This window comes from Comamonadaceae bacterium OTU4NAUVB1, from assembly GCA_024372625.1.
In the GTDB taxonomy this organism is placed as follows: Bacteria; Pseudomonadota; Gammaproteobacteria; order Burkholderiales; family Burkholderiaceae_C; genus Variovorax.
Genome location: CP099605.1, coordinates 103827 through 118674 on the forward strand (window position 1 = coordinate 103827; position 14848 = coordinate 118674).

13 protein-coding genes are annotated in these 14848 nt (G+C 73.6%); 11 read left to right on the forward strand and 2 right to left on the reverse strand.

The window, feature by feature from the left end:
• Positions 1 to 159 precede the first annotated feature (159 nt).
• A complete protein-coding gene (locus NF681_03995; protein ID UST54384.1) occupies positions 160 to 1047 on the reverse strand; it encodes a LysR family transcriptional regulator in 888 nt (295 codons plus the stop codon).
• Between the two features lie 126 nt (positions 1048 to 1173).
• Here NF681_03995 and NF681_04000 point away from each other — a divergent pair, with 126 nt between their 5' ends.
• Both NF681_04000 and dinG read left to right on the forward strand, forming a co-directional pair.
• Entirely contained in the window at positions 1174 to 1608 is a 435-nt protein-coding gene (locus NF681_04000; protein UST54385.1) for a PACE efflux transporter, read from the forward strand.
• A gap of 143 nt (positions 1609 to 1751) precedes the next feature.
• Complete coding sequence (gene dinG / locus NF681_04005; GenBank protein ID UST54386.1) at positions 1752 to 4025, forward strand: ATP-dependent DNA helicase DinG; 2274 nt, start codon at positions 1752 to 1754, stop codon at positions 4023 to 4025.
• A gap of 57 nt (positions 4026 to 4082) precedes the next feature.
• On the opposite strand, the gene NF681_04010 is transcribed toward dinG, so the two are convergent.
• On the reverse strand, positions 4083 to 4982 hold the full coding sequence (locus NF681_04010; GenBank protein ID UST54387.1) for a LysR family transcriptional regulator: 900 nt from the start codon (positions 4980 to 4982) through the stop codon (positions 4083 to 4085).
• A 168-nt stretch (positions 4983 to 5150) separates the two neighbouring features.
• Here NF681_04010 and NF681_04015 point away from each other — a divergent pair, with 168 nt between their 5' ends.
• From NF681_04015 to NF681_04055, 9 genes are all read left to right on the forward strand, one after another.
• Entirely contained in the window at positions 5151 to 6002 is an 852-nt protein-coding gene (locus tag NF681_04015) for a cysteine hydrolase (GenBank protein ID UST54388.1), read from the forward strand.
• A 3-nt stretch (positions 6003 to 6005) separates the two neighbouring features.
• Entirely contained in the window at positions 6006 to 7043 is a 1038-nt protein-coding gene (locus NF681_04020; GenBank protein UST54389.1) for an ABC transporter substrate-binding protein, read from the forward strand.
• 32 nt (positions 7044 to 7075) lie between these two features.
• A complete protein-coding gene (locus NF681_04025) occupies positions 7076 to 7867 on the forward strand; it encodes an SDR family oxidoreductase (GenBank protein ID UST54390.1) in 792 nt (263 codons plus the stop codon).
• A 26-nt stretch (positions 7868 to 7893) separates the two neighbouring features.
• Positions 7894 to 9354 carry a dihydroorotase gene (gene pyrC / locus NF681_04030; protein UST54391.1) on the forward strand — a complete coding sequence of 487 codons (1461 nt, stop codon included), beginning with the start codon at positions 7894 to 7896 and terminating at the stop codon, positions 9352 to 9354.
• A complete protein-coding gene (locus tag NF681_04035; protein UST54392.1) occupies positions 9351 to 10514 on the forward strand; it encodes a ring-opening amidohydrolase in 1164 nt (387 codons plus the stop codon). The genes pyrC and NF681_04035 overlap by 4 nt, the downstream gene beginning before the upstream one ends.
• Before the next feature lie 11 nt (positions 10515 to 10525).
• Entirely contained in the window at positions 10526 to 11416 is an 891-nt protein-coding gene (locus NF681_04040; protein UST54393.1) for an ABC transporter ATP-binding protein, read from the forward strand.
• The gene (locus NF681_04045; protein ID UST54394.1) at positions 11413 to 12195 is read left to right on the forward strand and encodes an ABC transporter permease; all 783 of its coding nucleotides are present in this window, start codon (positions 11413 to 11415) and stop codon (positions 12193 to 12195) included. Before NF681_04040 ends, NF681_04045 begins: the two co-directional genes overlap by 4 nt.
• Before the next feature lie 61 nt (positions 12196 to 12256).
• Entirely contained in the window at positions 12257 to 13297 is a 1041-nt protein-coding gene (locus tag NF681_04050; protein ID UST54395.1) for an ABC transporter substrate-binding protein, read from the forward strand.
• Positions 13294 to 14835 (forward strand): amidohydrolase family protein, encoded by a 1542-nt coding sequence (locus NF681_04055; protein ID UST54396.1) that lies wholly within the window; start codon positions 13294 to 13296, stop codon positions 14833 to 14835. Before NF681_04050 ends, NF681_04055 begins: the two co-directional genes overlap by 4 nt.
• Positions 14836 to 14848: the final 13 nt, after the last annotated feature.

The window sequence follows — 14848 nt, forward strand, 5'->3', positions numbered from 1 at the left end:
CAGATCGAATGCGACTCGGCGTTACTTATGGAAACAAGGTGAAGCCGCGCATGCTAGTGACGGTTCGCTTCGCCCGAGGCGATGCGCGAGGCCCCGGCCACCAAACAGGGTTCAGAGCCACTTGTTTCAGACGACTCCGACGACGAGTGGCCACGCGGGTCACGCCTTCCGCCGCGCGATCAGCGCCACGAAGCGCTGCGCCCCCAACCCCAACGGGCGCTCGCGCGACCACACCACGTCGACCCACAGGTCCAGGCCGTTGCTGAGGTTCTCGAACGGGATCTCCACCAGCGCGCCGGCGGCGACGTGCGGCTGGGCGAAATTGCGCGGCAGCCAGCCCCAGCCGAGCCCGGCGGTGATGAGGCTGAGCGCCGCCAGCGCGTTGTCGGTGCGCCAGACGTGGCGCGCGAAGACGAAGCGCGGGTCGCTGGTGGCGAGGTCGCGCCCGGCCACGACGATCTGGCGCGTGGTCGTCAGGTGCGCCTCGCGCAGGCGCCCGCCGGCGGCGGCGAGCACCGGATGGTCCGGCGCCATGACGGCCACCAGGGTGTCGCTGGCGACCTCCTGGAACCCCTCCCGGCCGTCCAGGCTGGGTCGCTCGAAGACCAGCGCGAGGTGCGCGCGACCGGCGTGCAGCAGGGCCAGCGCGTCGGCCTGCGGCGCGGCCAGCACCTCGACTTCCAGCAGCGGATGCTCCCGCGCCAGGGCGGCCAGGGCGCCGCTCCAGGGCGCGGCCAGCAGTTCCGGCGCGATGGCGAGCGTCAGCCGGTGCTCCAGCCCCTGCGTGAGCGACAGCGCCTGCACCTGCAGTTGCCGCAGCTGCGCGGCGAGCAGGCGCGCCTGCGGCTCGAGCGAGCGCGCGGCGGCGGTCGGCTTCGGCTCGCGGCCGGTCCGCTCGAACAGCAGCAGGTCCAGCTCGGCCTCCAGGCCGGCGATGGTCATGCTGACGGCCGAGGGCACGCGCCGCAGCGCGCGCGCGGCGGCGGAGAACGAGCCGTGGTCCAGCACGGCCAGGAAGACCTGCACGTTGTCGCTCGAAAAGCTCATGGAACGTCCCTCCCCTATGCGGTCGACGCATCGGCCTGTCTGAAAAACTGAAAGAAGCTGACTTTTTATATCAGTGCGGAGAACATAGATTCACGTTCCACCACCGGATTCCAAGGAACAAGCAGCATGCAAGGCATCAAGCGCCGCGTCGTCTACATCACCCTGTACGAGGGCATCGCCATCGTCGTGGCCAGCTTCGGCCTGGCGGCGATGTCGGGGCAGGGCGTGGGCCACGCCGGCCCGCTGGCGGTGCTGGCCTCGGCCATCGCGGTGGTGTGGAACCTGGTGTTCAACGCCCTGTTCGAGCGCTGGGAGCGCCGCCAGGCGGTGCGCGGGCGCGGGCTGGGCCGGCGCATCGCGCACGCCATCGGTTTCGAGGGCGGACTGGTCGCCTTCCTGGTGCCGGCGATCGCCTGGTGGCTCGACATCACCCTGTGGCAGGCGCTGCTGATGGACCTGAGCCTGGTGGTGTTCTTCCTGGTCTACACCTTCGTCTTCAACTGGGCGTTCGACGCCGTCTTCGGGCTGCCGGCATCGGCCGGCGCCGCCCAGCCGGCCTGACCCGGCGCCGCCGCGCGTCACCGCGCGCCGGCGCGGCGTGGTGCCGTGCCGTGCCGCCGGCCCCGTCGTGCAAGACTCGACGCATGCCCTCGCCGCCCGTCCCGCCGTCCGCCGCCACCGCCGTCGCCACCGTCGTTCCTTCCGTGTCTGCCCCGCCCCCCGCCGATCCCGCCACCGCCGCCCTGGCCGCGTCCGCGCTGGCGGCGTTCGACCACGCGGTGCGCGCCGGCGCCGGCCTGCGCGGGCGCGAGGGCCAGCGGCGCATGGCCGAGAAGGTGGCCGACACGCTGGCGCGGGCCACGCTCGGCAAGCTCGACGAGCCCGAACCCGACGCCGACGGCGCGGCCCCGGGTGCCGCCGCGCCGGACCCGGTGCGCGCCATCGCCGTGATCCAGGCCGGCACCGGCGTGGGCAAGTCGCTCGCGTACTGCGCCCCGGCCATCGCGCTGGCGCTGGCGCGCAACACGCGCGTCGTCGTCTCCACCGCCACGGTCGCCCTGCAGGAGCAGCTCGTGGCCAAGGACCTGCCGGCGCTGGCCGCGCTGATGCCCCAGTCGTTCCGCTTCGCGCTGGCCAAGGGACGCGGGCGCTACGTCTGCCAGCTCAAGCTGTCGCGCCTGGCCGGCGAGGCGGTGCCGGCCCCCGGCGACGAGGACGACACCGACGATCCCACCGCCGACCTGTTCGCCGACGACGAGCCCGCCCGCGCGCCCCGGCCGCAGCACGAGGTCGCGGCGCGCCTGCAGTTCTACGGCGGCATCGCGCAGGCGCTGGCCAGCGGCGCCTGGGACGGCGACCGCGACTCGCTCGACACCCCGCCCGCGCACGAGGTCTGGTCGGCCATGGCCGCCGACGCGGCCTCCTGCACCGGCCAGCACTGCCCCGCGTACAACGGCTGCGCCTACTACGAGCGCCGCAAGGCGCTGGTGGGCGCGCAGGTCATCGTGGTCAACCACGACCTGCTGCTGTCGTCGCTGGGCAACCGGCTGCTGCCGGAACTGGACAACTGCCTGCTGGTGCTCGACGAGGCGCACCACCTGCCGGCGACGGCGCTGGCCCAGTTCGCCTGCCGCATGGACCTGGGCCACCACGGCTGGATCGAGCGGCTGGCGCAGCGCGCGATCGCCGTCGGCGTGCGGCTGGAGGTCGCCGACGTCGCCGACATCCCCGGCCACGCGGCGCAAATGCGCCAGGCGATGCAGCAGGTCGAGCGCCTGGTGATCGACCTCTACGGCGAGACCCTGCGCGCCCACGCGGGCGCCGGGCGCGGCCCCGCCTGCGCCCGCGTGCCGCGTGGCGAGCTGCCCGAGGCGCTGTGCGAGCCGCTCGAACGCGTCGCACGGCACGCCGACGGCTTTCTCGAATGCCTGCGCGCCATCGCCCGCGCGCTGCGCGCCGAACTGCGCGACAACCCCGCCCAGGCGCGCGCGCTGGCGTCGATGTACGCGCAACTCGGCGCGCTCGCGCCGCGGCTGGAGCAGATGCTCGACACCGCCGCGCTGCTGCTGCGCGAGACCGCGCCCGACGCCGTGCCGGCGGCCAAGTGGTTCACCCTCGCGGTCGAGGGCGAACTCGCGACGCTGCAGGCCCACGCCAGCCCGCTGCTGCCCGGCGCCACCCTGCGCCACCACCTGTGGGGCCGGGTGCGCGGCGCGGTGCTGACCTCGGCCACGCTCACGAGCTGCGGCCAGTTCGACTTCTTCCTGCGCGAGTCGGGCCTGCACGGCGACGAGGCGGCCAGCACGCTGGAGGTCGCCAGCCCGTTCGACTACGCCGCGCAGGGCCGCCTGGTCGCCGTGGAGACGCGGGCCGATCCGCGCGACGCCGCCGCCTACGTGGCCGAGATGGCGCAGGCCCTGGCGCGCGACCTGGCCACGGTGCGGCATGGCGCGCTGGTGCTGTTCACCTCGCGCGACCAGCTGCGCCAGGCGGTCGAGGCGCTGACGCCGGTGCTGCGCCCGCGCGTGCTGCTGCAGACGGCGCTGCCGCGCCAGGCGCTGCTGGCCACCCACCGCCAGCGCGTGGCCGACGGCCAGCCCTCGATCATCTTCGGCATGCAGTCCTTCGGCGAGGGGCTCGACCTGCCGGGGCGGCTGTGCGAGTCGGTCTTCATCGCCAAGCTGCCCTTCGCGCCGCCGGACGACCCGGTGGGCGAGGCGCGCGCCGAATGGCTGCGCGCCGTCGGGCGCGATCCGTTCGCCGAGCTGGTCGTGCCCGCCACCGCGATCCGCCTGGCGCAGTGGGCCGGCCGCGCGATCCGCAGCGAGGACGACCGCGCGAGCGTCTACTGCTACGACCGGCGCCTGGTGCGCACGGCCTACGGCCAGCGGCTGCTCGCGGGCCTGCCGCCGTTCGCGCGCACGACCGTGGCGGCCACGCGCTCGCCGGACGCGGCGCCGAGCGAGACCGCCGCCTGAGGCCGGACCGCCGGCGGCCCGGCCGTGCGCGGCGGCGCGCCGCGGCCTGACGCACGCTCAGGGCGGCGGCGCGAGGCGTTCGCGCACGAACTCGGCGAACACGTGCGCCACGACCGGCAGCTGGCGCGCGCGCAGGCTCGCCAGCACCAGTTCGCCGCGCGGGAAGCCGCGGTCGTCGATGTCGCGCGCCACGATGTCACGGTCGGTCGCGTCGACGCCGATCGACATCTGGAACGAGATCGACCGGCGGTCGTCCAGGCAGCCGCGCAGGAACTCGAAGCTGTTGCTCTCCACCATCGCGTACATCCGCATCGAGCTGCGCGCGAGGAAGCGCTCGATCAGCTGGCGCCCGCCGGTGTCGCGGTTGGGCAGGATCACCGGGTGCTCGGCGCAGTCGCGCAGGCGCAGGGCCGCCGTGCCGCCCTGGGCGAGCGGATGGTCGGCGTGCATGATCGCCATGAGCTTCTGCTCGACCACGCAGCTGCGCTCGATGTCGGCCTCCGGCGCGAGGTTGAACACCAGCGCCAGGTCGGTCTCGAAGCCGCGCAGCGCGGCGGCGGCCTGCACGTGGTCGCCGATGCGCACGTCGAAGGCCACCAGCGGATGCGTCCGGCGGAACTCCCGGATCACCTCGGGCAGGAAGCGCGGCGCCAGCGCCTGGCTGGCCACCACCTGCACCTTGCCGCGGCGCAGGCCCTGCAGCTCCTCGATCTCCGAGCGCACGCGCGCCAGGTCGGCGGCGCGGCCCCGGATGTAGCGCACGAACAGCTCGCCCGCCGCCGTCAGGCGCATGCCGCGCGGCAGGCGCTCGAAGATCGGCGTGCCGAGCTCGTCCTCGATGTCCTGGATGCGGCGGTTCACGGCCGAGGGCGCCACGTGCAGGCGTTCGGCGGCCTGGCGGATCGAGCCGACGCGAGCCACTTCGTCGACGTAGCGCAGCAGGCGCAGATGGTTCATGGCGTGCGGTCTCGCAACGATCGTGCCGCCGTGGCGGCATGCGCGGAGTGTTGCCCTTTCGGCAACGCAGCCAGCGCGATAAGGCGTCCGAAGCGGAGCGCTCCTGGCATGGCGGGTGCGTGCGTGCCAGGCATGAACGCGCCGACCTGTCCCGTCCGCCCCAAAACGATGCCCGAGGCACCCGATCGTGCGGCGTCCTTCGGCCCGGCCGCGCACAACGCCTGGCACCTGAAGGACGGCCGCGTCAGCTTCGTGCGCCGGCCGGTCGCGCCCCGGCCGCTGCGGCTGGACGACGCGACGCCGCAGCCCGTGGAGATCGACCTGGCGCGCAGCGTGCTGGTGGTGGTGGACATGCAGAACGACTTCTGCCACCCGGAGGGCTGGTTCGCGCAGAAGGGCCTGGGCATCCGCGCCGCGCGCCGGCCGATCGCGCCGCTGCGGCGGCTGCTGCCGGCCTGGCGCGGCGCCGGCGGCGCGGTGGTGTGGCTCAACTGGGGCATCCGCGCCGACCGGGCCAACCTCGCGCCGACGGTGCATTTCAAGGGCAAGCGCACGGCCGACGGCGTGGGCTACGCCGAGGTCTCGCCGATCGACCGCGGCCCCTCGCTGGTGCAGGGGTCGTGGGGCGCCCGGGTCGTCGACGAACTGCCGGTGGCACCGGAGGACCTCACGGTGCACAAGCACCGCCTGAGCGGCTTCTGGGACAACGAACTGGACACCCTGCTGCGCCAGCGCGGCGTCACCACGCTGCTGTTCGCCGGCATCAACACCGACCGCTGCGTCTTCTCGACGCTGCAGGACGCCAACTTCCTCGGCTACGACTGCGTGCTGCTCAAGGACGCGTGCAGCACGCCGTCGCCGGCCTACGTCAGCCGGGGCGTGCTCTACATCGTCGAGCTGCTGCACGGCTTCGTCGCCAGCACGGCGGCGCTGCTGGGCGCGCTGCCGCCTTGCGCCCCGTCGCCCGCGCCTTCCCGTTCCTCCCGTTCCTCCCGTTCCTCCAACCCCCAGGAGTCCTGACCCATGAGATCGCTTTCCTTCCGCCTGCTGTCCGCCTGCGGCCTCGCGCTGGGGCTGGCGCTGGCCACCGTGCCCGCCGCCGCGCAGGTGCCGATCAAGCTCGTGCTCAACTGGAAGTACGAGGGCCCGCAGGCCTGGTTCTTCCTGGCCCAGGACAAGGGCTACTTCAAGGAGGAGGGCCTCGACGTCACGATCGACCAGGGCGAGGGCTCGGCCGCGTCCATCCCCAAGGTCGCCGCGGGCGCCTATCAGGCCGGCTTCGGCGACCTCAACGCGCTGGTGGACCTGGCGGCGCGGCGGCCGGCCGATGCGCCGGTGGCGGTCTACATGCTCTACAACACGCCGCCGTTCGCGGTGGTGGTCAAGAGCGACAGCCCGATCAGGACGCCCAAGGACCTCGAGGGCAAGACCATCGGCGGCCCCGCCAACGACGGCGCGCTCAAGCTGTTCCCGGCCTTCGCCAAGATCGCGCGGATCGACGCCGCCAAGGTGACCGTCACCAACATGGCGCCCAACCTGCGCGAGCAGATGCTCGCGCGCGGGCAGATCGACGCCGGCTTCGGCTACGTCACGACCGTCAGCTTCAGCGCCCGGGGCATGGGCCTGGACCCGGCGAAGGACCTGCGCTTCATCCGCTACGGCGACCACGGCATGGACCTGTATTCCAACACCGTGTTCTTCTCGAAGGCCTTCGTGAAGGAGAACCCGAAGGCCGTCGCGGGCTTCGTCAGGGCGCTCAACCGCGCGGTCAAGGAGGTCATCGCCAACCCCGAGGCCGGCGTCGACTTCGCCATCCGGCGCGAGCCGCTGCTCAAGCGCGACGTCGAGCGCGACAAGCTCCTCGCCACGCTCAAAAACGACATGAGCCATCCCGAGATCGCGCGCATCGGCCTGGGCGACGTCGACGACGAGCGCCTGCGCAAGGACATCGCCATCGTGGTCGAGGCCAACGCGCTGCCGCGCACCCCCGAGGCCGGCGAGGTCTTCGACCGCAGCTTCCTGCCCGCGCGCGCCGAGCGCCCCGCCCGGACTTCCAACTGACCCCACCCCCCCCACCGGAGACGACAACGATCATGGACCTGCAACTCAAGGACAAGGTGACGCTCATCACCGGCCCGGCCAAGGGCATGGGCGCCGCCATCACGCTGGCCTTCGCCCGCGAGGGCGCCAGGCTGGTGCTCGCCGGGCGCGACACCGCCGCCATCGAGCCCGTGGCCGCGCAGGCGCGCGCGCTGGGCGTGGAAGCGGTCGTGGTGCCCTGCGACCTGACCGCGCCGGCGCAGACCGAGGCGCTGGCCGCCCGCGCGCTGGCGGCCTTCGGGCGCATCGACGTGCTGGTCAACGTGGCCGGCGGGTCCGGCCCGATCGGCAAGACCGGCTGGGAGACCACGGCCGAGGAATTCAACGAGATCGTGCAGCTCAACATGACCGGCTGCTTCAACACCATCCACGCGGTGCTGCCCTCGATGATCGAGCGGCGCAGCGGCAAGATCGTCAACGTGGGCGGCACCTTCGGCCTGCGCGGGCGCGCCGGGCGCATGGCGTACTCGGCCTCCAAGTGGGGCCTGCGCGGCATCACCAAGAGCTTCGCGCTGGAGGCCGGCCCGTACAACGTCAACGTCAACAACGTCGCCCCCGGCATGGTCGACGGCCCGCGCTTTCGCGAGAAGGTCTGCGCCGACATGGCCAGGAAGCTGGGCATCACGCTGGAGGAGGCGATGACGCGCCACGCCGCCGACTACGCGCTCAAGCGCGTCTCCACCGACGCCGACATCGCCCACGCCTGCCTGTTCATGGCCAGCGAGGTGTCCCGCCAGATCACCGGCGTCGACCTGCCCGTCGACGGCGGCTGGGCCGCCCTCTGAACCCCCATCGAGAAGGAACCCTTTCCATGACCAAGGAAGTCGACCTCGTCATCCGCGGCGCCCAGGTGGTGTCGCCGGACCGGATCATCGAGGCATCGGTCGCCATCGCCGGCGAGCACATCGTCGCCGTCGGCCACGACGACACCATGCCTCCCGCGCGCGCGGAGATGCGCGCCGACGGCCTGCACCTGCTGCCCGGGGCCATCGACAGCCACGTGCATTTCCGCGACCCGGGCTACCCCAACAAGGAGACCTGGCGCACCGGCTCGGCCGGCGCCGCGCTGGGCGGCGTGACCACCGTCTTCGAGATGCCCAACACCAACCCTCCCACCGGCACGGTCGAGGCCCTGCGCATCAAGCTCAAGGCGGCCGAGTCGTCGTACTGCGACTTCGGCATCCACGGGCTGCTGGGCGACGAGAGCATCGACAAGCTGGAGGAACTGCTCGAGGCCGGCGTGACCAGCTTCAAGGCCTTCGTCGGCAACACCTTCGGCAACCTGCCCGCGCCCACCGACGGCGCGCTGCTCGAGGGCTTCGAGATCCTGGCGCCGCTGGGCATCCGCACCGTGGTGCACGCGGAGAACTCCTCGATCCTGCTGCGCCGCCAGCGCCAGCTGCAGGACGCCGGGCGCATCGACGCCATGGCGCACCTGGCCGCGCGCCCGGCCGTGGCCGAGATCGAGGCCATCAACCGCGTGCTCACGCTGGCCGAATGGACCGGCGCGCGGGTGCACATCGCCCACCACAGCGCGGCCGATTCGCTGTTCCTGCTGCGCGAGTTCAAGCGCCGGGGCGTCGACGTCACGGCCGAGACCTGCCCCCAGTACCTGCTGCTCAACACCGACCACATGCTCAAGCTCGGCGGCGTGATGCGGGTCAACCCGCCGATCCGCGAGGCGCGCCACAACCAGCCGCTGTGGGACGCGCTGATGGACGGCACGCTCGACATGATCGCCACCGACCACGCCCCGCACACGCCCGAGGAGAAGACGCGCGAGAGCATCTGGGCCTGCGACTGCGGCTTCCCCGGCGTCGAGACCCAGATGCCGCTGATGCTCACCGAGGTCAACCGCGGGCGCGCCTCGCTGATGGACTACGTCCGCTGGAGCGCGGTGGCGCCGGCCAAGGCCTGGGGCCTGTACGGCACCAAGGGCGTGATCGCGCCCGGCGCGCACGCCGACATCGCCTTCGTCGACATGGCCCGCAGCGGCATCCTGGCGCAGAACAAGCTGCAGAGCACGGCCAAGATCTCGCCCTGGAACGGCCGCGCGGTGCAGGGCTATCCACTGCACACGCTGCTGCGCGGGCGCTTCGTGATGCGCGACGGCCGGCTGGTGGAGGACGCCGTGGGCTGGGGCCGCTCGGTCAAGGGCATCCAGCGGATGCCCACGGCCCGGCCGCGCAACACCGAGCACTACGCGAGCGCCATCCGCACCGCGCCCGCGGGCATCCCGCCCGACGCCCGGCCGCTGGTGGACGCGCTGTGAGCGCCGCCGCGACCACGGCGCCTGCCGCGACCCACGGCGCGGCGCAGCGGGTCGACGTCTTCCGCGTGCCCTGCGGCGGCCCGGGCGACCTCTCGGGCGTGCAGGCACTGATCGATGCCGGGCGGCTCGATCCGGCGACCGTCGTCGCCGTGATGGGCAAGACCGAGGGCAACGGCTGCGTCAACGACCACACGCGCGACTTCGCCGCCACCGCCTGGTGCCATTTCCTCGCGCCGCACCTGGGCTGCACGGCCACGCAGGTGCACGAGCGCGTCGCGCTGGTGATGTCCGGCGGCACCGAAGGCGTGCTGTCGCCGCATTTCACGGTGTTCGCGCGCTCGCGCCTCGCGCCCGGCGACGCCGCCGCCGCGCACGGCGGCAAGCGGCTGGTGATCGGCACGGCGCAGACGCGCGACTTCCGCCCCGAGGAGATGGGCCGCATGGCGCAGGTCGAGGCGACCGCCGAGGCGGTGCGCGCGGCGATGCGCGACGCCGGCATCGACGACGCGGCCGACGTCCACTTCGTGCAGGTCAAGTGCCCGCTGCTGACCTCGGCCAAGGTGCTCGAGGCGCGGCGGCGCGGCGCGGCCACCGTCACCGACGACACCTACGCGTCGATGGGCTGGTCGCGCGGCGCCTCGGCGCTGGGCGTCGGGATCGCGCTCGGCGAGATCGCCGCGCTCGACGACGCGGCGATCCTCGGCGGCGACGCCGCGCTGTATTCGGCCCGCGCCTCGGCCTCGGCCGGCATCGAGCTGGAGGGCAACGTCGTCATCGTGCTGGGCGAGGCGGCGGGCAGCGCGTCGGCCTTCCGCATCGCCCACACGGTGATGCGCGACGCGGTCGACGCGACCAGCGTGCGCCGCCTGCTGCGCGAGGCCTTCGGGCTCGACCCCGAGCGCGACGCCGAGGCCGTCGCCGCGCGGCTGGTGAACCTGCTGGCCAAGGCCGAGGCCGCCCCGGACGGCCTGGTGCGCGGCGCGCGCCACACCATGCTCAACGACTCCGACATCAACGCCACCCGCCACGCCCGCGCGGCGGTGGGCGGCGTGCTGGCCTCGGTGGTCGGCCACACCGCGCTGTACGTGTCCGGAGGTGCCGAGCACCAGGGCCCGCCCGGCGGCGGCCCGGTCGCCGCGATCCTCGCCATCCCTTCCTGAAAGGCCCCGCCATGAGCCCCGACTTCATCCGGCTGTCCGACGTGATGCTGCGCTACGGCGCGGGCACCGTCGCGCTCGACCACACGACACTGGGCATCGCCGAGGGCGACTTCGTCGCGCTGGTGGGGCCCAGCGGCTGCGGCAAGTCGACCATCCTGAAGCTGGTCGCGGGGCTGCTGCGGCCCAGCGCCGGCGTGGTGATCGCCGGCGGGCGCGAGGTCGGCGCGGTGGGCACCCGGCCGGCGGCCGGCGCGCACGCCTCGGCGTCGCCGCGCCTGCGCATCGGCCTGGCGTTCCAGAACCCGACCATGCTGCCGTGGCTGACGATCCGCGACAACGTGATGATCCCACTGAAGATCGTCGAGCCGTTCCGCCAGGACTTCCGGCGCAAGCGGCGCGGCGAGTACACCGACCGCGTGGAGGCCCTGCTCGCGCAGGTCGGGCTCAAGGGGTTCGGCGAGAAGCGGCCCTGGCAGCTCTCCGGCGGCATGCTGCAGCGCGCCTCGCTGTGCCGGGCGCTGATCCACGAGCCCGAGCTGCTGCTGCTCGACGAGCCCTTCGGCGCGCTCGACCAGTTCACGCGCGAGGAGCTGTGGGACATCATGCAGAAGCTCTGGATGGACCGCCGCCCGACGGTGCTGCTGGTGACGCACGACCTGCGCGAGTCGGCCTACCTGGCCAACCGCATCTGCGTGATGAGTTCGCGCCCCGGCCGCATCCTGGAGACGCGCGACGTCGATTTCGCGCGCCCGCGCACGCTCGAGGGCAGCTACGCGCCCGAATTCGCCGCCCTGGTGCAGCAGCTGCGCATGCGCATCGCCGACGCGCGCCGCGACGGCGACGCGACACCGCCGGCGGCGGCCCCGGCCGCGATGCCCCGGACCGGCGGGGTGACGGCATGACGCTGCGCTCGCCCCTGGCCCGCCAGCGCCTGCTGTCGGTGGCCGCCTTCCTCGGCTTCTTCGCGCTGTGGGAGCTGGCGTGCATCGCCCTGGGCGTGTCGGACCTGGTCCTGCCGCGCCCGAGCCAGATCGCCGCCGTGCTGATCGAGAAGATGCCCCTGCTGTGGCCGCACGCCGTGCAGACGCTCTACACCACCTTCGTCGGCTTCGCCCTGGGCGTGCTCGCGGGCATCGTGGTGGGGGTGGGCATCGGCTCTTCGAAGCTCGCCTACGACGTCACCTACCCGCTGCTGGTGGGCTTCTCCAGCATTCCCAAGGTGGCGGTGGTGCCGCTGTTCGTGGTGTGGTTCGGCGCCGGCACGGTGCCGGCCATCCTGACGTCGATGGTCATCAGCATCTTTCCGGTGGTGGTCAACGTCGCCACCGGCCTGGCGAGCACCGAGCCGGAGCTGGAGGACGTGCTGCGCGTGCTCGGCGCGCGCCGGCGCGACATCCTCTGGAACGTCGGGCTGCCGCGCGCCATGCCCTACCTGTTCGCCTCGCTGAAGATCGCCATCACGCTGTCCTTCGTCGGCACGGTGCTGGCCGAGACCGTCGCCTCCAACAAGGGCATCGGCACCGTGATGATGATCGCCAGCGGCAACTTCGACGTGCCGATGGTGTTCGCCGGGCTGTTCCTGCTCGCGGCGATGGGCGTGGCGCTGTATGCGCTGTCCTCCCTGGTCGAGCAGCGCGTGACCGGCTGGTCGCAGCGCAAGACCGACCTGGCGATGGGCTGAGGCCACGACGCCGGCCCCGATTCCGATCCCGATCCCGATCCCTCCCTCACCGAAAGCTCCCATGCCTCACCGTCTCTCCCGCCGGGCCGCTTCCCTGGCCCTCGCCGCGCTGGCGGCGCTCGGCGCCGCCGGCGCGTCCGCGCAGGCCCTCACGCCGATCCGGTTCGTGCTCGACTGGAAGCTCCAGGGCATCCACGCCTGGTACTACCTGGCCGAGGACCGGGGCTACTTCGCCCGGGAGAAGCTGGCCGTGACCATCGACCAGGGCGACGGGTCGTCGGCCACCGTGACCAAGATCATGGCCGGCGCCCATCAGGCCGGCGTCGGCGACGTCAACGCCATCGTGCAGAACGCCGCGGCCCGCCCCGGGGCCGCGCCGGTGATGGTGTACATGCTCTACAACCGCGCGCCGTTCGCGCTGATCGCCAAGGCGGGCGGCCCGGTCCGCACGCTCAAGGACCTGGAGGGCCGCACGCTGGGCACGCCCGCCGGCGGCGCCGCCGCGCGCATGTTCCCGGTCATGGCCGCGCGCGCGGGCATCGACGCGCAGAAGGTGAAGTGGACCAACGTCGCGCCCAACCTGCAGGAGCAGCTGATGCTCAAGGACCACGTCGAGGGCGCGGCGGTGTTCTCGGTCACGAGCTACATGAACCTGGTCGCCCAGGGCGTCGACCCGGACAAGGACATCCGCTGGTTCCACTACGCCGACCACGGCGTCGAGCTCTACGGCAACGGCGTGATGGTCTCGCAGCAGCTCGCCCGCGACAACCCGCAGGCGGTCGCGGGCCTGGTGCGCGCGATCCATCAGGCGGTGCGCGACACCGTGGCCGATCCCGACGCGGCGATCGCGTCGCTGGCCAGGCGCGAGCCGCTGCTCAACAAGGACCTGGAGAAGCGCCGGCTGGCGTATGCGCTGCGCACCGTCATGCTCACGCCCGAGGTCGCGGCCAACGGGCTGGGCGACGTGGCCGACGCCCGCTTCGCGCGCTCGTTCCTGCAGTTGAAGGAGGCCTTCGACCTGCCGCGCGTGCCGACCGCCGCCGAGGTGTTCGACCGCCGCTTCCTGCCGCCGGTGGCCGAGCGCCGGATCGCCGCGAAGTGACCTCCGCCACGACGCCACCGACCGGCCCGGGCGACGGCGACGCCGGCACCGACGCGATCGACTGCGCCTGGGTGCTGGCCGACCCCGGCGCCGCGCCCGCGCGCGCCGATGCGCGCATCCGCATCGCCCCGGACGGCCGCGTCGCCGGCCTCGACGCGCTCGGGGGCGCCGTGCCCGGCCGCCGCCTGCTGGCGCTGCCCGCGCTGGCCAACGCGCACGACCACGCGCGCACCTTCCGCAGCGCCACGCTGGGCGCCTTCGGCCAGCCGCTGGAGGCCTGGCTGCCGTTCCTGGGCGTCGTGCCGGGCCTGGACCCGTACCTGTGCGCGGCCACGTCGTTCGCCCGCTCGGCGCGCCACGGCGTGACGCACCTGATGGTCCACTACACGCGCGTGCAGGGCGGCATGCCCTATGTCGACGAGGCCCGCGCGGTGGCCCGGGCGGCGCGCGACGTCGGCGTGCGCATCGGCTTCGCGGTGGCGATGCGCGACCGCCACGGCATCGGCTACGCGGACGACGCGGTCGTGCTGGCGGCCCTGCGCCCCGGCGTCCGCGCCGCCGTGGCGCGTCGGCTGGCGGCGCCGGCGGTCGCGCCGGCCGCGCAGCTCGCGCTCGTCGACGAGGTCGCGGCCATGGTGGCGCACGAGGGCCGTGGCGACCACGTCACCGTCCAGTACGGGCCCACGGGCGTGCAGTGGTGCGGCACGCCGCTGCTCGAGGCCATCGCGCGGGCCTCCGCCGACACCGGCCGGCCGGTCCACATGCACCTGCTGGAGACCCGCCACCAGCGCGACTGGGCCGATGCCGCGCACCCCGGAGGCATCGTCCGCTTCCTGGACGACATCGGCCTGCTGAGCCCGCGCCTGACGCTGGCGCACTGCACCTGGGCGCGGCCCGGCGAGCTGGCGCTGCTGGCCGAGCGCGGCGTGACCGTGGCGGTCAACACCAGCTCCAACCTGGGACTGAAGTCGGGCATCGCGCCGCTGCCGGAGATGCTGCGCCAGGGCTGCCGCGTCGCCATGGGCCTGGACGGCATGGCCTTCGACGAGGACGACGACGCGCTGCGCGAGCTGCGCCTGGCCCATGCGCTGCATCGCGGCTGGGGCCACGACACCACCCTGACGGCGCGCCAGCTGTGGGCCTTCGGTGCCGGCCACGGCCCGCGCAGCGTGGCCGGGGCGGCCGCGCGCGCGCACGGGCGCATCGCCGTGGGCGAGCCGGCGGACCTGGTGCTGCTCGACTGGGACGCGCTGGACGACGACGCCCTGTTCCCCGACGTCGATCCGTTGGACCTGCTGCTCGCGCGCGCCAGCGGCCGCCACGTCGCGCGGGTGGTGGCCGGCGGGCGCGCGATCGTCGAGGACGCCCGCGTGCTGGGCATCGACGAGCCGGCGCTCAAGGCCGAACTGCTCGCGCGCGCGCGCCACGCGCTGGCCGCGGACCCGGCCCACGCCGCGTGGCGCGACGACGTCAAGGCGCTGGCCGAGGACCTCGCGCCGTTCTATCGTGGCGCCGCGTGGGGCGGCTGCTGCGGCTGACGCCCCGGACCCC

Bases quoted from the DNA above. Each gene is read 5' to 3' on its own strand.
- NF681_04020 (UST54389.1), top strand. From the start codon at position 6,006: ATGAGATCGCTTTCCTTCCGCCTGCTGTCCGCCTGCGGCCTCGCGCTG.
- NF681_04000 (UST54385.1), top strand. From the start codon at position 1,174: ATGCAAGGCATCAAGCGCCGCGTCGTCTACATCACCCTGTACGAGGGC.
- pyrC (UST54391.1), top strand. From the start codon at position 7,894: ATGACCAAGGAAGTCGACCTCGTCATCCGCGGCGCCCAGGTGGTGTCG.
- NF681_04050 (UST54395.1), top strand. From the start codon at position 12,257: ATGCCTCACCGTCTCTCCCGCCGGGCCGCTTCCCTGGCCCTCGCCGCG.
- NF681_04025 (UST54390.1), top strand. From the start codon at position 7,076: ATGGACCTGCAACTCAAGGACAAGGTGACGCTCATCACCGGCCCGGCC.
- NF681_04015 (UST54388.1), top strand. From the start codon at position 5,151: ATGCCCGAGGCACCCGATCGTGCGGCGTCCTTCGGCCCGGCCGCGCAC.
- NF681_04045 (UST54394.1), top strand. From the start codon at position 11,413: ATGACGCTGCGCTCGCCCCTGGCCCGCCAGCGCCTGCTGTCGGTGGCC.
- NF681_04010 (UST54387.1), bottom strand. From the start codon at position 4,982: ATGAACCATCTGCGCCTGCTGCGCTACGTCGACGAAGTGGCTCGCGTC.
- NF681_03995 (UST54384.1), bottom strand. From the start codon at position 1,047: ATGAGCTTTTCGAGCGACAACGTGCAGGTCTTCCTGGCCGTGCTGGAC.
- NF681_04040 (UST54393.1), top strand. From the start codon at position 10,526: ATGAGCCCCGACTTCATCCGGCTGTCCGACGTGATGCTGCGCTACGGC.